Raw genomic sequence first — 22,033 nt, 5'->3', positions numbered from 1 at the left:
CTGGCTGTTGATGGCGATTCCGCACGCATTTCCCGCCCTAACAATGTCTTAATGGCATCCTACCGCCATCAGACACTGTTAACCGTTCCGCTTTCATCGCCTCCAATTAAGTTGTTTTGGATCGATTTCAGGGAACAAACGTTAACAGTGCGGAATTCAATATCCGGAGAGGGCAAGAAGGGCTGCTGCGGGTAGGAATAAAACAGGAGAAAATCAGATGAAAAAGGCTGTTGCCGTAACTTTTGCCGCATTGACGATGGGCCTTGGCGGAACCGCATCCGCCCTCGCTGCCGACCTTGCAAGATATGAGCCGGCTCCGCAGGAGCAGGACGATCGCAACGGCGTCAAGATCGGTTACCTCACCTGCGATATCGGCGGCGGCGTCGGTTACGTTCTCGGCTCGGCCAAGGAACTGGATTGCACTTTCCAGTCCACCATGGGCGCCCGTCGCACCGACCATTACTCCGGCGCCATCCGCAAGATGGGTGTCGACCTCGGTTTCACCACGCAGGGCCGTCTGGTCTGGGCCGTTTTCGCCCCGACAGCCGGTTACCACCGCGGTTCGCTCGGCGGCCTTTATCAGGGCGCAACGGCTGAAGTCACCGTCGGTCTCGGCGTTGGCACCAACGTTCTCGTTGGCGGCACCTCCGGTTCCATCCAGCTGCAGACGGTCAGCGTGACCGGCCAGGTTGGCCTCAACCTCGCAGCGACCGGTACGTCCGTGACGCTCACGGCCATGAACTGATCGGCGAAATGCCCGGTGTTTTGACCGGGCATTCTGTCGCATGTCAAAAAACGCCCTCTTCGTTGTCAGACGGAGAGGGCGTTGTATTATCCGGACCATGATTTTCATGCCCCAACAAGCTGCTGCGGCGACCGCGTTTTTCCTCCTGCTTGCGTCGAGCGCCTTTGCCGAGGGCGATGCGGCCCATGGCGAGAAGGTCTTCAGCCGCTGCTCCACCTGCCACAGCGTTGACACGCCGCGCACCCGCATGGGGCCGCATCTGATGGGCGTGGTGGGCAGGCCGATGGCTTCCGTGGCTGATTACGGCCATTATTCGCAGGCGCTGAAGGATGCCGGTGCGGCTGACCGGGTATGGTCGGAGGAGAAACTGCAAAAATTCCTTTCCAGCCCGAAGAAGGCTATCCCGGGAAATGCCATGCGCTTTTTCGGCCTCTGGAGCGAAACCGATATAGCCGATCTGATCGCCTATCTGAAAACCCATCCAATGCCGCAATAGGTGTCAGAGCGGTGCTTCGGCGATAATCTCCTCGGCCTCCTCCGCCGTCATCGCCATGACCTTTGAGCCAATCTCGAAGCCGAAACCGTTGCGGGCGAAGGCGGAAAACTCCTTCGATTTGCGTTTTTCATCGAGTTCGACACGACGGAAAGGTCCGAAGGCGCGCTTGCGTGCAAAGATGATGGCGGCGACCAGATCATTGGTTTCCTCAAGCGCGACTGCTGCCGTTTCCCGGGCGATACCCTTGATCTGAAGTTTCTGCGCGAGTCCGCGTTTCGACTTGCCGCTGCGCTGGCCGCTCCGCACGGCAATTTCCGCATAGGCGGTGTCGTCGAGTGCCTTGATGCCATAAGCAAAAGTGACGGCAAATTCGCCGAGCGCCTTCACCTGTGCGGTGCTGATATCCTCGAATTTTTCCCGCGCCTTGCGCGTGATGGCGTCGCGCAGCTGCTTTTCCGTCATCATGCGCTGTTCGAGCCGGTAGAGAGCGGAATTGCGCGCCCAGGACAGCATGCGGCTGGTGGGCTCAACGGCCGGCGTTTCACCATCCAGGGCCATATCGTCGGTCAGGAAGGGGCTGGAATCATCGTTCATTCCGCTTTTATAGCGCGGTGAAGCCGTCTTGCCAGTTCCCTCCCGGCCCGTGTCCTCCGGTTTTTCACCACCTCAAGGCGTTTGCGCGCCGGTTGCGGCGACATAGACGGAGTAGAGCGATTTTGTTGCGGTGATGAAGAGGCGGTTATTTTTCGGGCCGCCGAAGGTGAGGTTCGCGACTGTCTGCGGCACCTTGATCTTGCCGATGAGCGTACCATCAGGCGCAAAGCAGTGGACGCCATCACCGGCGCTGGTCCAGAGGTTTCCAGCCGTATCCAGACGGAAACCGTCCGGCAGGCCGCTGTCGAGATTGCAGAATTCCCGGCCATTGGCGAGCTTCACGCCATCCACCACGTCGAAAACGCGGATATGGCGCGGGCGGGAGACATCATGGCTGTAGGAGCTGTCGGCAACATAGAGCTTCGTTTCATCAGGTGAAAACGCGAGACCGTTCGGTTGCACGAAGTCGTCAATGGCGATGTCGATCTTTCCGGTTGCGGGATCGAGCCGGTAGACATTGCGCGTCTTCTGTTCTGGCTCTGCCTTGTATCCCTCATAGTCGGAAAGAATGCCGTAGGTGGGGTCGGTGAACCAGACACTGCCATCGGATTTGACCACCACGTCATTGGGGGAGTTTAGCCGCTTGCCGCCGTAGCTGTCGGCGAGAACGGTGATCGAGCCGTCGACTTCGGTGCGGGTGACGCGACGGCCGCCATGTTCGCAGGAGACAAGTCGCCCCTGCCGGTCGCGTGTGTTGCCATTGGTGAAGTTGGAAGGCTGGCGGAACACCGAGATCCCGCCATCCGGCACCCAGCGCAACATACGCTCATTGGGAATATCGCTGAACAGCAGGCAGTTCAGATCGGCAACCCACACCGGTCCTTCGGCCCAGCGGCAGCCGGAATAAAGCTCTTCCAGTTCCGCGTTGCCGACGATCAGATGGCGGAAGCGGTCATCGTGGATTTCGTAAGGGGAGGTCTTGTCTGTGGTCATGAGCGTCGTCCGCTTGAGGGCTTGTCGTTCGGGGTTCAGCGCGTGGCCTTGGGGCCGCTTGCCAGAAGGATGACTGATATGATGATGAGGCCGGTGAGGATGAGGCGGATACCCGCGCCGAAACCATAGGTATTCAGCATCGATACCACCAGGAACATGAAGAGCGAAGCGCCCCAGATGCCGGGAACATTGGAATCGCCGCCCGCCACCGCCGTGCCGCCGATGACAACGACGGCGATGGACATCAGCAGGTATTCCGATCCCATGTTGAGTGCTGCGCCGCCGGAAAAACTGGCGAGCAGATAACCGGCAATCGCCGCCAGCACCGCGCAGAGCACATAGGTGACGAAGCGGGTTCCATCCACCGGAATGCCTGTCATGCGGGCGGCGAAGGTGCTCTGGCCGATCGCGGAAATCCAGCGTCCGTAAAATGTGCGGTCGAGCAGCAGCCAGGCGATGACCGAGAGCAGCAGCGCGACGAGCGCCACGTTCGGAATGCCGAAAGAACTGGACGTGGCGAAAGTGGCCAGTGTTTCCGGCGGTTTGATGCGCAGGCCGCGGTTGGACCAGATGGCGATGGACTGCACGATGAAGCTCATGGACAGCGTCGCAATGATCGGCGGAATGCGCAGGAGCTTGATCAGCGTGTAATTGCCGATGCCGATGGCGATGCCGATCAGGATGGCGATCAGCAATCCCGGCAGGATGAGACCATCGGACACATCCATGAATTTGAGGGCCAGCGTGCCTGATAGCGTCATCGTTGCAGGAACGCAGAGGTCGATATTACCAGGTCCGAGCGTGATGACGAACATCTGGCCGATGCCGACGATGACGGAAAAGGCCGCGAATGTCAGCGCTGCGTGCGACAGGCCGAAGGAGCTTGCACCGCCGGTGAAGAGCACCGTGATAATCCAGACGACAGCCGTTGCGGCAAAGGACCATATCCACGGTTTTTTGGAGAAGGACGAAAGCCCGTTCATTGGTTTTTCTCCCGCTTTTCGAGACGGTTGAGCAGGATGCGCAGCGCAAGCACGATGATGAGGATCGCCCCTTGAGCGCCGATCTGCCAGTCTGGCGAAATGCGCATGAAGGACAGGAAGGAGCCGGCGAGCGTCAGCGTCAGCGCGCCGATGACGGCGCCGATGGGTGAAACCCGGCCGCCGACGAATTCGCCGCCGCCTAAAATGACGCCTGCAATCGACAGCAGCGTGTAGCGAAGCGCGATATTGGCATCAGCCGATGTCGTCAGCCCGACAAGTGCGATGCCCGACAGCACCGCGAAGAAACCGGCCAGCGCAAAGGTGGCGGCGCGGATGCCGACGACCGACCAGCCGGAGCGTTCGACCGAGCGGAAATTGCCGCCGACGCCGCGCATCAGCACGCCGAAGGAGGAGCGCATGACGATGTAATGGGCGACGACCGCAATCACGATGCTGGCGACAATGGCAATCGGCACGAGCGGCGGTTTTGCCGTCATCAGTGCGCGGATGAAGGCGGGTGCCTGGCCGCCGGGCGAGGGGAGGATGAGAACGGCAAGGCCGCCCCAGACGAAACTCATGCCAAGCGTGACAACGATGGAGGGCAGGGCGCGGATATGGATGATGGCGCCCAACAGGGCATAAACCGCAATCGCACCGGCAAAGATCGCAATACCAAGCAGCGGCGTGGTTTGCAGGAAGGTGGCGGTGACGCAGGCGCAGAAACTGACGAAGGTGCCCATCGACAGATCGAGATCGTTGACGGACATGATCAGCATCTGCGCAATGGTGGCAAGCGCGATCGGCACCGCCAGATTGAACAGCAGGTTGAGGCCGGTATAGCTCATGGCGCGCGGCTGCATGTAGAAGACGGCGGCGAGCAGGAAGGCGAGCGAGGCGGCGGGAATGATGAGGCGAAGGGCGCTGGCGGAGAGTTTCATGCGTGATCTTCTCCGGAAAAGGAGGCGGCCAGCACATTCTGCTCGGTGATGTCCTCGCCCACCAGTTCGGCCTGAATGGCGCCGTCGCGGAAAACATAGACCCGGTCACAAAGGCGGATTTCGTCCATTTCGGTGGAATACCAGATGAAGGTGCGGCCGTGGGAGGCTTCGGTTCTCAAGATATCGTAGACCTCCTGTTTGGTGCCGATATCGACGCCACGCATCGGGTCGTCCATCAAAACGGTGCTGGCTGTAGTGGCGAGGGCGCGGGCGAACAGAACCTTCTGCTGGTTGCCGCCGGACAGCGAAAGAATTTTGTTGCCCATGTCGGGCGTGCGGATTTCGATGCGCTTTTTCCATTGCGCGCCGAGTTCGGTTTCCTTGCCCCTGTCCACCATGCCCGCGGATGAAATATCCCTGAGCGAAGCGATGGAAAGGTTCTTCAGGATGCTCCACAGCGGGAAGGTCCCGTTCAGGCTGCGGTCCCCCGCCACGAAGGCGATATCGGTCTTGCGCGCGGGCAGCCAGCTGCTGTTACGGGCAAGGTAAAGTTCGAGAAGCGCTTCGGTCTGGCCATGGCCGCCGAGACCGGCGAGGCCGATGATCTCGCCGCGAAATGCCTCGAAGGCAAGGCCTTCACCCCGACGCGGCGGCATGGAAAGTACTTTTTCGCCCGCCTTGCGGTTTTCGCTTTTTTGCCTGTCCTGTTCCTTGACGACGCTGCCCATGGCTTCCACCAGCGTGCGTGTCGTGAATTCGCCCGCCGGCCGATTGGCGACCACACGGCCGTCCTTCATCACCACGATGCGGGTGGCCGTCGAAAGAATTTCGCCGAGAATATGCGAGATCAGCAGAACGGAGCCGCCGGTGCGCACGAAACGGCGGACATAATCCATCAATTGCTCGCCAAGACCGGCATCGAGCGAGGACGTCGGCTCATCGAGAATGACAAGTCTCGGTGCATCAGGGGTTCGGCAGAAATTGATGGCGATTTCCACCATCTGCCGCTCGGCGATGGAAAGTTCGGCAATCGTCAGCTCGCAATCAATGCCGTGGCCGGGAAAAATCTCGTCCAGCGTCTGCCGGATCATGATGAGCGCGCGCCCGCGCCAGTTCCGCCCGCTGATTGCGGCATGCATGATGCGGACATTTTCGCTGATTGTGAGGTTGGGGCAGAGCGACAATTCCTGAAACACGCAGCGCACGCCGCTGGCGCGGGCGGCCGCGATGCCGTGGCGACCTTGCTCGCCGCGATAGGAAATGGAACCCTCATGCGGCGTCAGCCCGCCATTGATGACGTTGACGATGGTGGATTTGCCCGCGCCATTGTGGCCCACGAGCCCGAGGCATTCTCCCGTGCGGATGACGAGATCGGCCCCATCAAGCGCCCTTACCGCGCCGAACACGACCTTCACGCCGCGCGCGGCGACGACTTCTTCCGCCTCGATGATGTCATTCATGAGCAATTACGCCAGTGATCTGAAAATCGGATAATATCGGTGGCTATTGCGGCGCCCGTTCCGGGAGCGCCGCAATATTCAGGCTCTAAGCCGATCCGGCCTATTTGGCCGATGCGATGGCCTTCTGCGCGTCTTCCTGCGAATATTCGACATTCGCGACGCCGCCTTTCTGGGTCGTCTTGAGATTTTCCTCAAGGTTGCCCTGGTCGATGCGCAGGAAAGGCACGGTCAGGTCCTTCTTCACGTCCTTGCCGTCGAGGATCTGCTGCGCCACCCAGAAAGCGAGTGTCGAGACGCCGGGAGCGATGGAGACGGACATGGTCTCGTAGCCGCTTGCGTCCTTCTGCTGTTTCCACCATTGCAGTTCGTCTTCACGGTTGCCCATCACAATGGTGGGTGTCGGGCGCTTGGCGGCGGCGAAAGCCTGTGCCGCGCCGTAACCATCGCCGCCCTGCGTCACGACGGCCGCGACTTCGGGAAGGCTCGGCAGAATGCCGGCGACGGCGCGCTGCGCGACGTCCTGCGCCCAGTCGCCATTGACGGAGCCGACGATCTTGAACTGCGGATTCTTTGCGACGGCGTCGACGATGCCGGCATGGATTTCGTCATCGACCGAAACGCCGGCCAGACCGCGGATTTCGAGTAGGTTGCCGCCCTTCGGCATGGCCTTGGCGAGATAGTCGATCTGGCTTGCGCCCATCGCCTTGAAATCAACAGCGATGCGCCAGGCGCAGGGCTCGGTGACGATGCCGTCGAAGGACACGACGGTGATGCCGGCGTCACAGGCTTCCTTCACCGCGCCGTTGAGGGCTGTAGGCGAAGCGGCGTTGATGACGATGGCGTCATAACCTTGAAGAATGAGGTTCTGGATCTGCGCCGCCTGTTCGGTTGCCTGGTTTTCGGCGGTCGTGAAGGCGTCTGCGGCGGCAACCTGTTTGTCGGCAACCGCCTGTTTGGTGATCTTGTCCCAGCTGGTCAGCATCGCCTGACGCCAGGAATTGCCAGCGTAATTGTTTGAAAGCGCGATTTTTTTGGCCGACGTGTCGGCATGAGCGGTGATCGGCAGAGCTGCGCATGCGACAGCGGCCGATGCCAAAAGCATCTTCCTGAAAGCCATTTGATTTCCTCCCTCGTGGCTTGCCCTTTTCGAGCCCGGAATCCTTGCGCGCCGCAAATCTCCTCGGCGGCAGGCGGAATTCCTTTGCACTGGAGCTCCTTTCCCCAGTAGAAGCGAGAATGACCAAGAAGATTTGGCTTGTATAGGCGGATCGCGGCAATCTTCCTGCGGGTTTCCGCAGAAAGCTTGCGGGAACCCGCAGGACGAAACGCCACTGCCGGGCGCAGAATGAATGATGCGGCACCCAATGGGTTCAAACTTCGCCGCAGAGGTCGAAGGCAGACGCTTGGGAGGGCGTCCGCACATGCTGGATACGCCGAAAAGCGCTCTTTTTCACCATTATATGGGCATTTCGCGGCTGCTTGCCGGGCAGCTGGAATTTAATGCCATCATTCAGGCGGTCGCCACGGAGATCAGCCATATCATCCCGCATGACCATATGGATGTCTGCATCAAGCAGCTGGATGACAAATATCATATCGCCTATGAGAGCGGTCTCGTCAGCGCCTGGAGCCGGCAGCCGCCCGCCCTTCTCACCGGAAGCCCGATCCGTTCGCTGCTGTCAGGCGAGGTCGAGCACCTGTTAAGCGGTGACGCCTGCTCCGATCCGCGCTTCCACTTCGAAGGGGCGTTTTCCAGCCCGATCATCGAACTTAATCTGCATAGCCGCCTGCATGTGCCGATGAAGGTGCATGGCGACATCATTGGCGCGCTCAGTTGCTCGTCGCACCAGTCGAACGCCTATACGATGGAGGATGTGACGAATGCCCGCGCGGTTGCGGATCTGCTGGCGCCCTATTTCTACGCCATCCGTGCCGCCGAGCAGGCCAAACGCTCGGCCATTGAAGAGGCGCGCGCCAATGCCCGCGAGGAGGGTTTGAGGCTGGGCGCCTTGCAATTGACCGAGGCTCTGGAGGCCGAGCGGCAGCGTATCGGCATGGACCTGCATGACCAGACGCTGGCGGACCTGACCCGGCTGGCGCGGCGCATCGAACGCATGAGCCATACCCCGGACGTTTCGGGCGAAATGCTCGAGCCGGTGGTGCGCAGCCTGCAGCATTGCATGCAGGATCTGCGTGAAATCATCGAGGAGGCGAAACCCTCCATCCTGCAATTGTTCGGCGTTGTCGAGGCCATCGAGACCTATGTAGACCGCTCCGTGCGCGATAGCGGGTCGGCAATCGACTGGTCGGTGAGCGATGAGACGGAAGGGCTGGTGGAAAGGCTCGACAAGACGGTGGCGATATCGCTGTTCCGCATCGTACAGGAGGCAGTGAACAATGCCATTCGCCATGCCCAGCCGGAAACCATTGCCGTAACGCTTGTCGCCATCGATGGAGGCTTGCGGGTGACGGTGAGTGATGACGGCAGCGGCGGCGGCGAAGGCGGGGCGTCCGGCGGCCTCGGCATCGGCAACATGAAGACGCGGGCGCGGCTGATTTCAGCCAGGTTCGATATTGGCGGCAACGGCAAGGGGGCGGGAACCCGCATCACAGTGACCTTGCCGGCGGATGCTTTCGACCGGCGGGAGGATTTATGACATGGACGTGCTGATCGTTGAGGACGATGCGCTGCACCGCGCCTATCTGAACGAGGCGGTGCGTGCCGCCCTGCCGGAATGCGACAATGTGCTGGAGGCGGCCAACGGCAGAACCGGCGAAAAGCTGGCGCGGGAAAATCGCGCCGCCCACATCGTCATGGATTTGCAGATGAACGAGCGCAACGGCATAGAGGCGGCGCGCACCATCTGGAAGGAGCGGCCGGACACCCGCATCCTGTTCTGGTCCAACTATTCCGACGAGGCCTATGTGCGTGGTGTCTCCCGCATCGTGCCAGAGGGCGCCGCTTACGGTTACGTGCTGAAATCGGCATCCGATGACCGTCTGCGGCTGGCCTTGCGCAGCATCTTTATCGAGGCGCAATGCGTGATCGACCGGGAAGTGCGCGGGCTGCAGGAAAAGAGCCTCGGCAAGGCGCATGGCTTTACCGATTCCGAATACGAAATCCTTGTCGATGTCGCGCTCGGCCTCACCGACAAGGCGATTGCGCGCCGCCGCAACCTGTCGCTGCGCAGCGTGCAGAACCGCCTGCAAAGCCTGTATGAGAAACTGAACGTGCATCAGGCGGCTGGCGATGACGACGCGGAAGGGCGGTATAATCTTCGAACCCGCGCTGTCACTGTCGCCTTCCTGCGCAAGCTTTTGAATTACAGCGCGCTGGAAAGGGCCGAGCGCGAACTGGCGGAATGGGCGGGAAACCGCTGACCCTCAGGGCAGGAAGGCAAGCAGCCGTCTTTCATCCGCCCTCAGGCCGGAGACGGGCTTTGCCCCGACCTTCAAGATGCGGCCGAGTTTTTTCTGGGCTTTTTCCTCAGCCGCTATGTCGAGAACGGCGGGATGCACATAGCTCTTGCGGCAGATGGCGGGCGTATTGGAAAGCTCCGCCGCAGCCGCCTGGCACATGCCCTTTATGCTCGGTTTTTCACCTGATGCCACATGCTCCATTGCGTTGCAGAAGGCCGCGAGCGTTCCACCCCAGGTGCGGAAGGTCTTGGCGGAAATGCCGGTGCCGCCGATGCGCGAGAGGTAGGCATTGAGATCGCTGGAATCGACCGAATGCACCCGGTTTTCGCTATCCTGCCAGACGAAGAGTTCCTTGCCGGGCAGATCGGCGATCTCCTCGAGGATTTTTTGCAGGCGCGGGTGGCGCAATTGCCGTCTCACCTTTTGCCCGCCCTTGGCGGCGAAGCGCAGTTCGATGGTTTCACCGAAGGAAACGTGGCGCTTGAGCAATGTCGTTGCGCCATAGGTGCCGTTGGTTTCGAGATAGGAGCGATTGCCGACGCGCAGATAGGCGGCATCGAGCAGCAACGTGAGCGCGGCAAGCGTCATCTCCTGCCCGTGATCCTGTTTTTCGATATCGGCGATGGCGCGGCGGCGGATGGCGGGCAGCGCCTTGCCGAAGCTTTTGAGCTGAAAGAACTTCGTTTCGCCCCTGAGCGCGTGCCAGTCGGGGTGATAGCGATACTGTTTTCGCCCGCGTGCATCAAAGCCGGTTGCCTGCAAATGCCCTGATGGGTCGATGCAGATCCAGACGTCCCTATAGGCGGGCGGCACACCGAGCGATTTGATGCGTTTCAGTTCGACGCTGTCGGAGAGAAGCTCGCCGCCCGGCAGGCGGTAACAGAAACCGCGCCCGCGTTTTTCGCGGGAAATACCCGGTTCCTGATCGTTGACATAGGCAAGTCCGATTTTTGCAAGAAGGCGGGTGGCTGGTTGTGGCATCGTTTTTTCCGGCAGGTTTCACGCTGCGGCAAACGAAAAACAGGCCGCCTTCGTTCCGGCGGCCTGTCGTTCCGGTCGTTAGTTTTCTCAGCCGGCCTTGGCGATCCGCACAATCTGCGATTCACCACCGCCGCGCTCCTCGGTCACGGCATAAACCGCGCCGTCAGGCCCGACCTTCACGTCGCGGATACGCGCCTCAAGGGGAAGACGGCTTTCGGTCGCAACCTTGTCGCCGTCGATGTGCAGGATGACGAGGCCCTGGCTCACCAGACCGCCGACGATGAAGGCGCCCTTCCATTCGGGAATAAGGTCGCCATCATAATAGGCCATGCCGGAGGGACCGATGACCGGGTCCCAATAATAGACCGGCTGCTCCATGCCTTCTTTGGCGGTAGCGCCTTCGCCAACCGAGCGGCCGCTATATTCGACGCCGTAGGTGATGACCGGCCAGCCGTAGTTCAGGCCCGCTTTGGGCAGGTTCAGCTCATCGCCGCCCTTTGGCCCGTGTTCCACGGTCCAGAGCCTGCCCTGGCCATCAAGTGCCGCGGCCTGCAGGTTGCGGTGGCCATAGCTCCATATTTCAGGAAGGGCGTTCTGCTGGCCGGCGAAGGGGTTGCCTTCAAAGGCCTTGCCTTCAGCATTGATGCGGAAGACCTTGCCGAGCCCGCTCGACAGATCCTGCGCCTGCACGCGCGGCTTTGAATCCGAACGCTCGCCGACGGTGACATAAAGCTCGTTGTCAGGTCCGAAGACGAGGCGCGAGCCGAAATGCTTGTCGCCGTTATAGGTCGGCATCTGGCGGAAAATCACCGAGACATTTTCCAGTTTCGCCGCGCCGCCATCTTCGGTCAGCTTGGCCGACGCGACGGAGGTGCCGTTGCCGCCATCGCGCGGTTCGGAAAAGGAGAAGAAGATGGTGCGCGATGTTTCGAAATCGGGCGCGAGCGCGATGTCGAGAAGTCCGCCCTGTCCGTCGGACGCCACCTCCGGTACGCCGGCAATCGCCGGGCCTGCCTTGCCGTCGGCGACGATATGCATGGCCCCTTCCTTGGCGGCGACAAGCATGCGGCCATCCGGCAGGAATTCCATGGACCACAGGTGCGGCAGCCCCTCGGCGACGATGGTTTTTTCGACATTCGGCTGGGAGGCGGCCTGCGGCGCGCGTGTCTGGCCCTCAAAAGCCGGCTTCTGATCCGGCGCATTCGGCCGTTTCGTTTCGGCAGCCGGGGCGGTCTGGGCGTGTGCAGCGCCGGCAAAGGGCAGGGCGAGCAGCGCACACAGGATCGTCGAACTCAGAAATCGGTTGTTGTGGAACATGGGTCTCCCTTCCATCGTTACATCAGGCAGAGAACCATTTGGGGAGGATTTCGTTTCCTGCGATAGTTTCAAGAAAACTTGATCGGTCCGTGTGCAGGCTGCACGCTCTTTTCTCATCCATGCGAATTCATAGGGAACCGCAAGGCGGGAGCGACGTTTGGCCTCTGTTATGAGGAGGGCGCCATGCAGATCATCGACAACAAGACCATAGACGGCAACAGAACCAAACCGATCCTGAACGTTGCGGAATTCTGCCGGCGTTACCGGCTGGACAAGGCGGAGGAGACCCGGCTCAGAAAGCTGTTCGGCGAGTTCGCCTCGCGGCACGAGCTTTTGATGAATGCGCAGCGCAAGCCGAGCTTCCGCTGATTATTCTTCCTCGTCGAGAGATTTTCCGAAGATCATGAAGACATCATAACGGGTGTTCTTGCCCATTATCTGATGCGAAGGCTTGCGAATGCCCGGCATCGGCTCGGCGCGCAGGGGCCATTTCAGGACCACCCGCTTTGTCGCATTCTCCAGTGCAGCCTCCATCAACTCCACCTGGTCCGGGTCGGCGCCAACCAGTTCTCTCAGCACCCGCATTTCCTTTTTTACCAGCGCCGTGTTGTGGCGTGGCGGATGCATGGGGTCGACAATCACCACCTCGGGTGAAAGCTCTTTCAGCAGATAGCGTGAATCGCCGTTGAGCAGCGTCATGCGCGCTGCCGCCTCGGCGTAGGCGCCGCCCGCTTCCAGGGCGCGGCGAATGCCATCGGCGAGATGGGCATGCATTTCCGCTGAGCGTTCGATGAGGGTGACGTCAGCCCCGAGGGATGCGAGCAGGAAGGCATCGCGCCCCAACCCGGCCGTGGCATCGACGATTTTTGGCGTTCGGCCTTTGGTGAAACCCGCGGCCTTGGGCAGAGCCTGTCCGCGCCCTTCGCCGGAGCGGAAACGGTGGCCCACCGCACCGCCGACAAAATCCACCACGAAGCTTTCTTTTTGTTCCTTCATCTGCGACCTCAGAACGGGCAGGGCACGGTATAGGTGACGTCACGCCCATCCGGATGGCGGAAGCCAACCTCCTGCGCATGCAGCATCAGGCGCGGTGCGGCGGCGAGCGCCTTACCCTCGGCATAAAACTCATCGCCGAGAATGGGGTGGCCAAGCGCCTTCATATGCACCCGCAATTGGTGGGTGCGGCCGGTGAGGGGTGTCAGCGCCAGCCGCGTTGCCGGAAGCGGTAATCGTTCCAGCACCCGCCAAAGGCTTTGTGCCGGCTTGCCGTTTTCGTGGTCGACCCGGTGGCGGGGCTTGTTTTCGGGATCGATGGCGAGTGGCAGGTCCACTTCTCCCGACTCTCCGGCAACCTCTCCCCAGACAATGGCGACATAGGATTTGCGCGTCTGGCGGTTTTCAAACTGCGACGCAATCGCCGCATGCGCCTTGCGGTTCAGGGACATCAGCACGATGCCTGACGTGTCCTTATCCAGCCGGTTGATCATCAGTGCTTTCGGGAACTGCTTCTGCACACGCGTCATCAGGCTGTCGGAAAGCGCCGGATCGCGCCCCGGCACGGAGAGAAGTCCGCTCGGCTTGTCCAGCACCAGCAGGTCGTCGTCGCGGTGCACGATGGTGAGCCAGGGGTCGAGTGGCGGATTATAGACGGGGTTGGAAAGCTCGGATGACATGTCGCTTCCTTAGCACGAATTGCACATTCGGACAGGCCGCTAGTCGGGAATATGGAGATTGACGCGCCCGCTGGTCAGGTCGCTCAGAAGCCGGGTGAGCCGTTCGGCTTCCTCGACCGGAACCGAGAGCAGCATATCCGCGCCGGTGCCGGTGAAATCTTCCCTTTCCATCCGCAGGTTCTGGGTGGCGGACAGGCGTGATTTCACCAGCGCCAGATCGGAGAAGGGGCAGCTCAGCGTGGCGCTGACATAAGCGATGACCGGTGACGTCTCGCCTAACCGCAGGCAGGCCGCCGCCGTGCCGCCATAGGCGCGCATGAGCCCGCCGCTGCCGAGGAGAATGCCGCCGAACCAGCGGATGACGAGAACCGCGACATTATCCAGCGCCTGGCCGTCGACGGCCTGAAGGATCGGTTTCCCGGCCGTTCCCGAGGGTTCGCCGTCATCGCTGAAACGATAGGTCTGGCCGCTTCGCCATGCCCAGCAATTATGGTTCGCGTCGGGATCGGAATGCGCCGCGAGGAAGTTCTTCGCGTCCTCTTCGCCCGTCACCGGTGCGGCAAAGGCGATGAAGCGGCTTTTCTTGATATCCTGCGAAAAGGTGACGGGGCGGTCGAGCGTGAACATGGGCGTTTCAATAACGCATATATTCGCATGCGGAAATCGGTATAAGGCTCGGAATGGCGAAGATGGCGATGGAGAAGGTTTTGAGCAAGGCGAGGCAGGTTGCTGTTATCGGCGGCGGGCCGGCGGGACTGATGGCGGCCGAGGTGCTTTCGGCCGCGGGCCATGCCGTGACGGTGTTCGAAGCGATGCCGACCGTGGCGCGCAAATTGCTGATGGCCGGAAAATCCGGCCTCAACATCACCCATGCCGAAGACTACGACAGTTTCCGTCAGCGGTTTGGCGAGGCGGAACCACGGCTGCGTGCCGCCCTCGATGATTTCACCCCCGATATGTTGCGCGACTGGGCGCAGGGGCTGGGGCAGGAGACCTTTGTCGGCACCTCGGGCCGGGTGTTTCCCACAGTCATGAAAGCCTCGCCGCTGCTGCGGGCATGGCTCGCCCGGCTGGAGGCGCAGGGCGTAACCATCAGAACGCGGCATCGATGGACGGGTTTTTCCGGAGAGCACCTGGTTTTTTCGACCCCGGAGGGCGAGATCACTATCAAAGCTGATGCCGTGCTGCTGGCGCTGGGCGGCGCAAGCTGGCCGCGTCTCGGCTCCGATGCCGCATGGGTTCCGGCGCTTGCGGCCAGAAGCGTCGAGTTCTCCCCGTTCCGCCCGGCCAATTGCGGTTTCGACGTTGACTGGAGTGATGTCTTCCGTGAGCGTTTTGCGGGTGAAGCGGTGAAATCCACGGTCACCATTTCGCCGGCAGGAGCCTTTCAGGGCGAATTCGTGATAACAAAGCATGGCATTGAGGGCAGCGTGATCTATGCCCATTCCGCCGCCCTGCGCGACCGGCTGGAACAGGCGGGCAAAGTATCGCTCGCGATTGATCTTGCACCGGCACGTACGGTGGAACGTCTCAGCCTCGATCTGGGGAAGCTCGGCCGGAAGGAGAGTTTTGCAAACCGTATGCGCAAGGCGGCCGGCTTATCGGCTGTGAAGGTCGGGCTTCTGCGGGAAATATTTCCCGATATCGCCGCCATGCCGGACGAGTTTGTCGCCGCGAGAATAAAACATGCGGAGATACCGCTTTTGCAGGCCAGACCGATTGCCGAGGCGATTTCGTCGGCCGGCGGTATTGCCTGGAGCGGCCTTGATGAAAGCTACATGCTGGAAAGGCTCCCCGGCATATTCGCTGCCGGGGAAATGCTGGATTGGGAAGCGCCGACCGGCGGTTATCTGCTCACCGCCTGTTTCGCCACCGGCAAGGCCGCCGCGAAGGGCATGGCCGGGTGGCTTGAAGGCTCAGCCTGAGAGCCGTTCTGCCGCGCCCGCTTCTTCACCCGAGGCGGTCCTGACGAGGCAGCGCATGATGGCGTCGGTGGTGACGGCGCCGAGCGCCTTACCATTTTCTCCAACGACCGTGGCGCTGCTGACATTTTCCCGGACGAGCGCGCGCAGGCCCTCTTCAACCGTCATATCCGCATCGAGCTGAAGCCGCGACTGGCCGGAAAACTCCGGCTGCACGATGGCGCCGAGGCGAATGACCCTGCCGCGATTGACCTCCTCGACGAAGGCCTCGATATAACTGTCGGCCGGCGACATGACGATTTCGGCTGCCGTGCCCTGCTGGATGATTTCGCCATCGCGCAGAATGGCGATCTTGTCGCCCAGCCGCAGCGCCTCGTCGAGATCGTGGGTGATGAAGACCACGGTCTTTTTCAATTCCTTCTGCAGTTCCAGAAGCACCGTCTGCATGTCGACGCGGATGAGCGGATCGAGCGCAGAATAGGCTTCGTCCATCAAAAGGATTTCGGCATTATTGGTGAGCGCCCGCGCCAGACCCACACGCTGCTGCATGCCGCCGGAAAGCTGGTTGGGATAATGGTTGGAGAAGCCTTCCAGCCCCACGCGCCTGATCCAGACTTCCGCCCTTTCCTCCCGCTCGCGCTTGTCGACGCCCTGCACTTCAAGGCCATAGACGACATTCTGCAGCACGTTGCGGTGCGGCAAGAGGCCGAATTTCTGGAACACCATCGCCGTCTTGTGGCGGCGAAATTCCAGCAGGTCCGCTTCGTTGAGGCGACAGACATCGGTGCCGCCATAGAGGATTTCGCCGGCGGTCGGGTCGATCAGCCGGTTGACGTGGCGGATCAGCGTCGATTTGCCGGAGCCGGAAAGGCCCATGATAACGGTGATCTGCCCGCCCGGCATGGTGATGTTGATATCACGCAGGCCGAGCACGTGGCCATGTTTGGCATTGAGATCCGCCTTGGACATGCCGGCCTTGACGGGGTCGACATAGTCGGCCGCCTTGGGGCCGAAAATCTTGTAGAGGCTGCGAATTTCGATCGATTGACTAGCCATGCGCCACTTCCCGGTGTTTTTGCAGGCGAAGGCCATAGGCCTGGCTGATGCGGTCGAAGATGATGGCGATGCCGACGATGGCAAGCCCGTTGAATACGCCGAGCGTGAAATACTGGTTGGCGATGGCCTTCAGCACCGGCTGGCCAAGACCCTGCACGCCGATCATCGAGGCAATGACGACCATGGCGAGCGCCATCATGATGGTCTGGTTGATGCCGGCCATGATGGTGGGGAGTGCGAGCGGCAGCTGCACCTTGAAAAGCTTCTGGCGCTTCGAGGAGCCGAAGGCATCGGCAGCCTCCAGCACGTCGTGGTCGACCATGCGGATGCCGAGATTGGTGAGCCGGATCATCGGCGGAATGGCATAGATGACGACGGCGATGACGCCAGGCACGCGGCCGATGCCGAGCAGCATGACGACGGGAATGAGATAGACGAAACTCGGCATCGTCTGCATCACGTCGAGAACGGGATTGACCACGCTCTGCAGGCGGTTGGAGCGCGCCATGGCGATGCCGATAGGCAGGCCGACGACGATGGACAGCACCGCACAGACGAAGATCATCGAGACCGTCTTCATCGTGTCTTCCCACATGCCGAACCAGCCGATGGCGAAGAGAATGCCGCAACACAGCGAAACAATGGTGGCGCTGCGGCTGCCGAACCAGGCGAGCGCGGCGACAATAAGAATAACGACCGGCCAGGGTGCGCCGATCAAAAGCCTTTCCGCCCAGATGAGGAAGCTCTGAAGGGGGGTAAACAGCCCCTCGATTGCGCCGCCATAGGTTCGGGTAAAAGCCCGGAACCCCTCGTCGATGACTTTTTTCAGCGCGCGCAGAGCATCGTCATTCATGGTCGGAAATTTGAAAAGCCATTCCATATCCTGTTCTCCATGACGAACCGGAGGCGGGGATCGATGTCCTCCGCGCTCCGGGAGCAAAATCGCCAGAGCGCCGCGCATCCTTCAGGACGCAAGGCGGAACGCTCTGTTGAACCGGCGCATCGCCACCGAAAGCCTTGGGCATTTCGGAGCCGGTGCGGGCGCGGCGTTGCCGCTGGCGAACGCCGGTTGCCGGGCAGATATGTAAGGACCGGCTTTTAAAGGGCGGCCTTGACCTTTTCCGCGACCTCCGGAGAAACCCAGCCCGTCCAGAGAGCTTCGTTTTCCTTCAGGAACTGCTTGGCGCCATCTTCGCCGGTCGCCTGGTTATCCGTCATCCAGGCGATCAGCTTGTTGACGGTCGCGTTGGTCCAGGCGCGTTTGTTGAGATAGTCCATGGCGGGGCCGGCACGATCGGCAAAGGACTTGCTGACCAGCGTCTGCACGTCGTCCACCTGCCATGCGTTCGGCTTCGGGTCCGGACAATCGGCAACCGAGGTGCAGCGCTTCCATTCTGCCGCATCATAGTCCGTGCCGAATTCGAGCTTTACCATCTCATATTTGCCGAGCAGCGAGGTGGGCGCCCAATAATAGCCGACCCATGGCTGCTTGGCTTCGTAAGCCTTGGCGATGGAACCGTCGAGACCTGCGGCGGAGCCGGTGTCAACGAGGGTGAAGCCGGCCTTTTCACCGCCGAAAGCCTTGAACAGCTGCGCGGTGACGACAGTGCCGCCCCAGCCCTGCGGGCCGTTGAACACGGCGCCCTTCGACTTGTCTTCCGGCGACGGGAAGAGCTCGGGATGTTTGAAGAGGTCCGGAATGGTCTTGAGATCGGGATTGGCATCTGCGAGGTATTTCGGGATCCACCAGCCCTGAACAGCGCCATCGGAAAGAATTTTTGCGGCCGCGACCACTTTGCCGCCTTCCAGACCCTGCTTGACGATTTCCGGCTGCAGGCTGACCCATGCCTCGGGGGCAATATCCGGCTGGCCTTTTTCGGCCATGGAGGTCAGTGTCGGCACGGTGTCGCCGGTCACGATTTCGGCGGAGCATCCATAGCCCTTTTCAAGAATGAACTTGTCCAGGTTGGCGGCAACTTCGGCGGATTGCCAGTTCATGCTGGCGATTGTCACGTTTCCGCAGTCGGCAGCATAGGCTGCGCCGCCTGAAAAGGCGAAGCCGGCGGAAAGAATTGTGGCACCCAAAAGTATTTTCATTTTTGTTCCCTCTGGTCGCGGTGTGGCGAAGACCCGGGTGCTGACGGCACCGCGACCGCCAGCGCCTTTATTGAGGCTTAATAATTGCTTTCTGGCCGTTCCGTTTGCGGCAGATTCTGGCGTATTGAGGATGGCAATTATCAATCAATTATCCGGTCCCGCGAATGCGAGCCTGAAATCCGTGGTGTGGAGACACCGAATTCGCCGCGCCCCTGCGCTCGCGCATCCCAATATTTCGGAAGAACGGAACTTTTTCAGTATTTGAAGAAACCCGGGGGAACAATAAACGGAAGTTTCTGTTTTCTTGGACTTTTATCTTGTTCTGTATTACGGGAGATTTCCTCTCGGTTTTTGTGGTGATGTTGAATGACCAATCTTCGTGCTGCCCCGGTATGGCCGATCGGTGGTGGTGAAACGGGTGAGCTTGTGCGCCGCTTCGACTGGTCGAAGACATCGCTCGGTCCTATTTGCGAATGGCCGCAAAATCTGAGGCAAAAGGCTAATTCCGTCGTCAATTCCCCCATTCCGCAGGTGCTGATGTGGGGCAGGGATCACGTGATGATCTACAATGACGGCTATGCGGAGATCGCCGGCAATTATCACCCGCGGGCGCTGGGCGGAACGGTGCCCGGCATCTGGCCGGAAATATGGGACTGGAACAGCCGTATTCTGGAAGCCGGTTTTCGCGGTGAGGTCATGGCCTATCGCGACCAGCCGATGACGCTGATGCGACATGGCCTGCCGGAAGAGGTGATCTTCGATCTGTTCTACACGCCGATCTACAATGAGGGCGGCACGGTGGACGGCGTTTTGTGTACCGTGCTCGAAAATACCGACAAGGTGAAGGCCGTGGAGGCGCTGGAGCAGAGCCGCAAGGAACTAAGCCGGCTCACCAATGCCCTGCCCATTCTGGTCGGGTATGTCGATCGTGACTACGTTTATAAATTCGCCAATGACGGCTATCTGGAATGGTTCGGCCGCCGCGCCGAGGAGGTGATCGGCCGCAGCGTTCCCGAAATCGTCGGCGAGGCGTTTTTTGAGGCGCGCAGGGCCTATCTGGATCGTGCGCTCGCCGGCGAGAAGATCGTTTCCGACACCGTGATCCGCAGGCCCGACGGCACCATGCGCGCCGCCGAAATCCGCTATGTGCCGCGCTATATCACGGATGGCTCCATCGATGGCATCTATGTGCTGATCATCGATATCGAGGACCGCAAGCGCTCGGAACAGGAAATCCTCATCAGCAACAACCGTTTCCGTGCGGCGGTGGATGCGGTGCACGGCGTGCTGTGGACCAACAGCGCCGATGGCAGGATGCTGGGCGAGCAGCCTGCCTGGGCGGCGCTGACGGGCCAGACTCCGGAAGAATATCAGGGCTTTGGCTGGGCGGACGCCGTCCACCCGGAGGACAGGCAGGGGTCTGTCGAAAGCTGGAACAGCGCGGTCGCGGAAAAGTCGACCTATGTCTGGGAACACCGCGTGCGCCGTCACGACGGCGTCTACCGCACTTTTTTGATCCGCGGCGTGCCGATTTTCGACAAGTCCAGCGCCATTACCGAATGGGTCGGCGTTCACACTGACATAACCGAGCAGCGGCGGGCCGAAGACACCCTCAAGGAACATGCCAGCAATCTCGAGCGCGAAATTCGCCACCGCATCCGGGCGGAAGAGCAGCTTCGGCAATTGAACGAAAGCCTTGAAGCCCGTGTCGAGGCGGAAATGGCGGAGCGCCGCCAGACCGAAAAGGCCCTGCAGCAGGCGCAGAAGATGGAATCCATCGGCCAGCTGACCGGCGGCGTCGCGCATGATTTCAACAATCTTCTGCAGGTGATTGCTGGCAATCTGCAATTGCTCTCCAAGGATGTGATCGGCAACGAGCGCGCCGAAAGGCGGCTGGAAAATGCGCTGGCCGGCGTCCATCGCGGCGCAAAGCTGGCTAACCAGCTGCTGGCCTTCGGCCGTCGCCAGGCGCTGGAACCGCGCGTCATCAATATTTCCCGTTTCGTGACCGGCATGGACGATCTGCTTCGCCGTTCGCTCGGTGAGGCGATCGAGGTGGAGGTCATCACCTCGGGCGGTCTCTGGAACACCTATGCCGATCCCAACCAGGTGGAGAACGCGCTTCTCAATCTCGCCATCAATGCGCGCGACGCCATGGAAGGGCACGGCAAGCTGACCATTGAAGTGGGCAATGCGGTGCTCGACCGCGATTATGCCCGCAAGCATTCGGAGGTTTCGGCGGGGCAATATGTCATGCTCGCCGTCACCGATACCGGGTCGGGCATGTCGCCGGAGATCCTCGAAAAAGTCTTCGAGCCGTTCTTTTCGACCAAACCGGAGGGCAAAGGCACCGGTCTCGGCCTTTCGATGGTCTATGGTTTTGCAAAACAGTCCAGCGGCCACGTCAACATCTATAGCGAGGTGGGGCAGGGCACGACGGTGAAGATGTATCTGCCGCGCTCCGCCGCCGATGAGGACCGGGAAGTAGTGATGCCGACCGGCCCCGTGGAGGGCGGAACGGAAACCATTCTTGTGGTGGAAGATGACGAGGAAGTGCGCAACACCGTCGTCGAGACGCTGAGCGATCTCGGTTACCGGGTGCTCACCGCCCGTGATGCGCAGGCCGGTTTGACGGTGGTGGAAAGCGGCATTCCGATCGATGTCATCTTCACCGACGTGGTAATGCCCGGGCCTTTGAAAAGCCGGGAAATGGCGCGCCGCGCGCAGGAAAGGCTGCCCAACCTCGCCGTTCTCTTCACCTCGGGTTACACCGAAAACTCCATCGTGCATGGCGGCAAGCTGGATGCCGGGGTGGAGCTTCTCTCCAAGCCCTATACGCGCGAAGCGCTGGCACGGCGCATCCGCCATGTGATTGCCAACCGCAAGCAGGTTTCTTTGGCGAGAGCGCGGCCGGCAGTTGCGCCGGGTTATTCCAAGCCTTCCGAACCGGTGAGGACGGTCGAAAACGAAAACCGGTCCATACGCGTCCTTCTGGTCGAAGATGACGAGCTGATCCGGATGAATTCGACGGAGATGCTGGCGGAGAGCGGCTTTGCCGTCGTCGAGGCCGGAAATGCGGCTCAGGCGCTGAAGGTGATCGAGGCAGACCGCATAGATGTTCTCGTCACCGATCTCGGTCTGCCCGACATGAAGGGCGGCGAGCTGGCGGTGGAGGCTCTGCGCCGCAAGCCGGGGCTTGCCATCGTGTTTGCGACGGGCGACAGCCATTTGCCGGAAGGGGCGCCCGAAAGCGCGGTGCTGCTCACCAAGCCCTATGACGAACAGCAGATCGTTTCGGCGGTCGAACAGGCCCATACGGCAAAGAGCGCGGTGGCGGAATAGTCCGCCCGCCGCTTTG

21 protein-coding genes are annotated in these 22,033 nt (G+C 60.8%); 7 read left to right on the top strand and 14 right to left on the bottom strand.

Translation table 11 applies throughout. The features are described 5' to 3' along the window. Window positions 1–217 precede the first annotated feature (217 nt). Both QRN60_RS15335 and QRN60_RS15330 read left to right on the top strand, forming a co-directional pair. The gene (locus QRN60_RS15335; protein ID WP_080864623.1) at window positions 218–745 is read left to right on the top strand and encodes a DUF992 domain-containing protein; all 528 of its coding nucleotides are present in this window, start codon (window positions 218–220) and stop codon (window positions 743–745) included. Window positions 746–842: 97 nt separating this feature from the next. Further along, window positions 843–1,241, top strand: a complete 399-nt coding sequence (locus tag QRN60_RS15330) for a c-type cytochrome (protein ID WP_112295867.1) — start codon at window positions 843–845, stop codon at window positions 1,239–1,241. A 3-nt stretch (window positions 1,242–1,244) separates the two neighbouring features. On the opposite strand, the gene recX is transcribed toward QRN60_RS15330, so the two are convergent. The 6 genes from recX to QRN60_RS15300 form a co-directional block, all read right to left on the bottom strand. Continuing rightward, on the bottom strand, window positions 1,245–1,835 hold the full coding sequence (recX, locus tag QRN60_RS15325; RefSeq protein WP_111797921.1) for a recombination regulator RecX: 591 nt from the start codon (window positions 1,833–1,835) through the stop codon (window positions 1,245–1,247). A gap of 72 nt (window positions 1,836–1,907) precedes the next feature. Next, window positions 1,908–2,828 carry an SMP-30/gluconolactonase/LRE family protein gene (locus tag QRN60_RS15320; protein WP_129567363.1) on the bottom strand — a complete coding sequence of 307 codons (921 nt, stop codon included), beginning with the start codon at window positions 2,826–2,828 and terminating at the stop codon, window positions 1,908–1,910. Window positions 2,829–2,863: 35 nt separating this feature from the next. Then, entirely contained in the window at window positions 2,864–3,811 is a 948-nt protein-coding gene (locus QRN60_RS15315; RefSeq protein WP_111797920.1) for an ABC transporter permease, read from the bottom strand. Then, complete coding sequence (locus QRN60_RS15310; RefSeq protein WP_060723793.1) at window positions 3,808–4,749, bottom strand: ABC transporter permease; 942 nt, start codon at window positions 4,747–4,749, stop codon at window positions 3,808–3,810. Before QRN60_RS15310 ends, QRN60_RS15315 begins: the two co-directional genes overlap by 4 nt. Further along, complete coding sequence (locus tag QRN60_RS15305) at window positions 4,746–6,209, bottom strand: ATP-binding cassette domain-containing protein (protein ID WP_112295866.1); 1,464 nt, start codon at window positions 6,207–6,209, stop codon at window positions 4,746–4,748. Before QRN60_RS15305 ends, QRN60_RS15310 begins: the two co-directional genes overlap by 4 nt. Window positions 6,210–6,309: 100 nt before the next feature. Further along, complete coding sequence (locus QRN60_RS15300; RefSeq protein WP_003508476.1) at window positions 6,310–7,326, bottom strand: ABC transporter substrate-binding protein; 1,017 nt, start codon at window positions 7,324–7,326, stop codon at window positions 6,310–6,312. Window positions 7,327–7,630: 304 nt separating this feature from the next. Between QRN60_RS15300 and QRN60_RS15295 the strand changes: the two genes are divergently transcribed. After that, window positions 7,631–8,866, top strand: coding sequence for a GAF domain-containing sensor histidine kinase (locus QRN60_RS15295; RefSeq protein WP_111834844.1), 1,236 nt, complete (start codon window positions 7,631–7,633; stop codon window positions 8,864–8,866). Window position 8,867: 1 nt separating this feature from the next. Further along, window positions 8,868–9,590 (top strand): response regulator transcription factor, encoded by a 723-nt coding sequence (locus QRN60_RS15290; RefSeq protein ID WP_020010058.1) that lies wholly within the window; start codon window positions 8,868–8,870, stop codon window positions 9,588–9,590. A gap of 3 nt (window positions 9,591–9,593) precedes the next feature. Here the strand turns inward: QRN60_RS15290 and QRN60_RS15285 are convergent, their stop codons facing one another. Continuing rightward, window positions 9,594–10,610: a DNA topoisomerase IB gene (locus tag QRN60_RS15285; protein ID WP_112294080.1), complete on the bottom strand. Its 1,017-nt coding sequence runs from the start codon at window positions 10,608–10,610 to the stop codon at window positions 9,594–9,596. Window positions 10,611–10,697: 87 nt separating this feature from the next. Further along, on the bottom strand, window positions 10,698–11,927 hold the full coding sequence (locus QRN60_RS15280; protein ID WP_129567362.1) for a PQQ-dependent sugar dehydrogenase: 1,230 nt from the start codon (window positions 11,925–11,927) through the stop codon (window positions 10,698–10,700). Window positions 11,928–12,110: 183 nt separating this feature from the next. Between QRN60_RS15280 and QRN60_RS15275 the strand changes: the two genes are divergently transcribed. Continuing rightward, the gene (locus QRN60_RS15275; protein WP_003508485.1) at window positions 12,111–12,296 is read left to right on the top strand and encodes a hypothetical protein; all 186 of its coding nucleotides are present in this window, start codon (window positions 12,111–12,113) and stop codon (window positions 12,294–12,296) included. On the opposite strand, the gene QRN60_RS15270 is transcribed toward QRN60_RS15275, so the two are convergent. From QRN60_RS15270 to QRN60_RS15260, 3 genes are read right to left on the bottom strand one after another with little or no spacing between them, the layout of a single operon-like run. Further along, a complete protein-coding gene (locus QRN60_RS15270; protein ID WP_112295863.1) occupies window positions 12,297–12,923 on the bottom strand; it encodes a class I SAM-dependent methyltransferase in 627 nt (208 codons plus the stop codon). Between the two features lie 8 nt (window positions 12,924–12,931). Next, entirely contained in the window at window positions 12,932–13,600 is a 669-nt protein-coding gene (locus QRN60_RS15265) for a pseudouridine synthase (protein WP_111782218.1), read from the bottom strand. A 39-nt stretch (window positions 13,601–13,639) separates the two neighbouring features. Next, window positions 13,640–14,227, bottom strand: coding sequence for an IMPACT family protein (locus QRN60_RS15260; RefSeq protein WP_112294083.1), 588 nt, complete (start codon window positions 14,225–14,227; stop codon window positions 13,640–13,642). Window positions 14,228–14,280: 53 nt separating this feature from the next. On the opposite strand from QRN60_RS15260, the gene QRN60_RS15255 reads away from it, so the two are divergent. Beyond that, window positions 14,281–15,525, top strand: a complete 1,245-nt coding sequence (locus tag QRN60_RS15255) for a TIGR03862 family flavoprotein (protein WP_112295862.1) — start codon at window positions 14,281–14,283, stop codon at window positions 15,523–15,525. Here the strand turns inward: QRN60_RS15255 and QRN60_RS15250 are convergent. The 3 genes from QRN60_RS15250 to QRN60_RS15240 all read right to left on the bottom strand — a co-directional run bounded on the left by QRN60_RS15250 (window position 15,517) and on the right by QRN60_RS15240 (window position 18,675). After that, on the bottom strand, window positions 15,517–16,578 hold the full coding sequence (locus QRN60_RS15250) for a quaternary amine ABC transporter ATP-binding protein (protein ID WP_003508494.1): 1,062 nt from the start codon (window positions 16,576–16,578) through the stop codon (window positions 15,517–15,519). The two genes, QRN60_RS15255 and QRN60_RS15250, sit on opposite strands and share 9 nt — an antisense overlap. Next, window positions 16,571–17,458, bottom strand: a complete 888-nt coding sequence (locus QRN60_RS15245; protein ID WP_060723802.1) for an ABC transporter permease — start codon at window positions 17,456–17,458, stop codon at window positions 16,571–16,573. The genes QRN60_RS15250 and QRN60_RS15245 overlap by 8 nt, the downstream gene beginning before the upstream one ends. A gap of 218 nt (window positions 17,459–17,676) precedes the next feature. Continuing rightward, window positions 17,677–18,675 (bottom strand): ABC transporter substrate-binding protein, encoded by a 999-nt coding sequence (locus QRN60_RS15240; protein ID WP_060723803.1) that lies wholly within the window; start codon window positions 18,673–18,675, stop codon window positions 17,677–17,679. A 366-nt stretch (window positions 18,676–19,041) separates the two neighbouring features. Here QRN60_RS15240 and QRN60_RS15235 point away from each other — a divergent pair, with 366 nt between their 5' ends. Further along, on the top strand, window positions 19,042–22,017 hold the full coding sequence (locus QRN60_RS15235; protein ID WP_060723804.1) for a PAS domain-containing protein: 2,976 nt from the start codon (window positions 19,042–19,044) through the stop codon (window positions 22,015–22,017). The last annotated feature ends 16 nt before the right edge of the window (window positions 22,018–22,033 follow it).

The sequence above is a fragment of the Agrobacterium sp. CFBP2214 genome, assembly GCF_030209895.1.
GTDB classification, from domain to species: Bacteria; Pseudomonadota; Alphaproteobacteria; order Rhizobiales; family Rhizobiaceae; genus Agrobacterium; species Agrobacterium radiobacter.
This window is presented reverse-complemented; position numbering and strand designations above follow the sequence as displayed.

Coding starts and splice junctions, on each gene's coding strand:
- QRN60_RS15335 (WP_080864623.1), top strand. CDS start 218: ATGAAAAAGGCTGTTGCCGTAACTTTTGCCGCATTGACGATGGGCCTT.
- QRN60_RS15280 (WP_129567362.1), bottom strand. CDS start 11,927: ATGTTCCACAACAACCGATTTCTGAGTTCGACGATCCTGTGTGCGCTG.
- QRN60_RS15265 (WP_111782218.1), bottom strand. CDS start 13,600: ATGTCATCCGAGCTTTCCAACCCCGTCTATAATCCGCCACTCGACCCC.
- QRN60_RS15315 (WP_111797920.1), bottom strand. CDS start 3,811: ATGAACGGGCTTTCGTCCTTCTCCAAAAAACCGTGGATATGGTCCTTT.
- QRN60_RS15255 (WP_112295862.1), top strand. CDS start 14,281: ATGGCGAAGATGGCGATGGAGAAGGTTTTGAGCAAGGCGAGGCAGGTT.
- QRN60_RS15290 (WP_020010058.1), top strand. CDS start 8,868: ATGGACGTGCTGATCGTTGAGGACGATGCGCTGCACCGCGCCTATCTG.
- QRN60_RS15235 (WP_060723804.1), top strand. CDS start 19,042: ATGACCAATCTTCGTGCTGCCCCGGTATGGCCGATCGGTGGTGGTGAA.
- QRN60_RS15260 (WP_112294083.1), bottom strand. CDS start 14,227: ATGTTCACGCTCGACCGCCCCGTCACCTTTTCGCAGGATATCAAGAAA.
- QRN60_RS15275 (WP_003508485.1), top strand. CDS start 12,111: ATGCAGATCATCGACAACAAGACCATAGACGGCAACAGAACCAAACCG.
- QRN60_RS15305 (WP_112295866.1), bottom strand. CDS start 6,209: ATGAATGACATCATCGAGGCGGAAGAAGTCGTCGCCGCGCGCGGCGTG.
- QRN60_RS15245 (WP_060723802.1), bottom strand. CDS start 17,458: ATGGAATGGCTTTTCAAATTTCCGACCATGAATGACGATGCTCTGCGC.
- recX (WP_111797921.1), bottom strand. CDS start 1,835: ATGAACGATGATTCCAGCCCCTTCCTGACCGACGATATGGCCCTGGAT.
- QRN60_RS15330 (WP_112295867.1), top strand. CDS start 843: ATGATTTTCATGCCCCAACAAGCTGCTGCGGCGACCGCGTTTTTCCTC.
- QRN60_RS15310 (WP_060723793.1), bottom strand. CDS start 4,749: ATGAAACTCTCCGCCAGCGCCCTTCGCCTCATCATTCCCGCCGCCTCG.
- QRN60_RS15320 (WP_129567363.1), bottom strand. CDS start 2,828: ATGACCACAGACAAGACCTCCCCTTACGAAATCCACGATGACCGCTTC.
- QRN60_RS15250 (WP_003508494.1), bottom strand. CDS start 16,578: ATGGCTAGTCAATCGATCGAAATTCGCAGCCTCTACAAGATTTTCGGC.
- QRN60_RS15300 (WP_003508476.1), bottom strand. CDS start 7,326: ATGGCTTTCAGGAAGATGCTTTTGGCATCGGCCGCTGTCGCATGCGCA.
- QRN60_RS15295 (WP_111834844.1), top strand. CDS start 7,631: ATGCTGGATACGCCGAAAAGCGCTCTTTTTCACCATTATATGGGCATT.
- QRN60_RS15240 (WP_060723803.1), bottom strand. CDS start 18,675: ATGAAAATACTTTTGGGTGCCACAATTCTTTCCGCCGGCTTCGCCTTT.
- QRN60_RS15270 (WP_112295863.1), bottom strand. CDS start 12,923: ATGAAGGAACAAAAAGAAAGCTTCGTGGTGGATTTTGTCGGCGGTGCG.
- QRN60_RS15285 (WP_112294080.1), bottom strand. CDS start 10,610: ATGCCACAACCAGCCACCCGCCTTCTTGCAAAAATCGGACTTGCCTAT.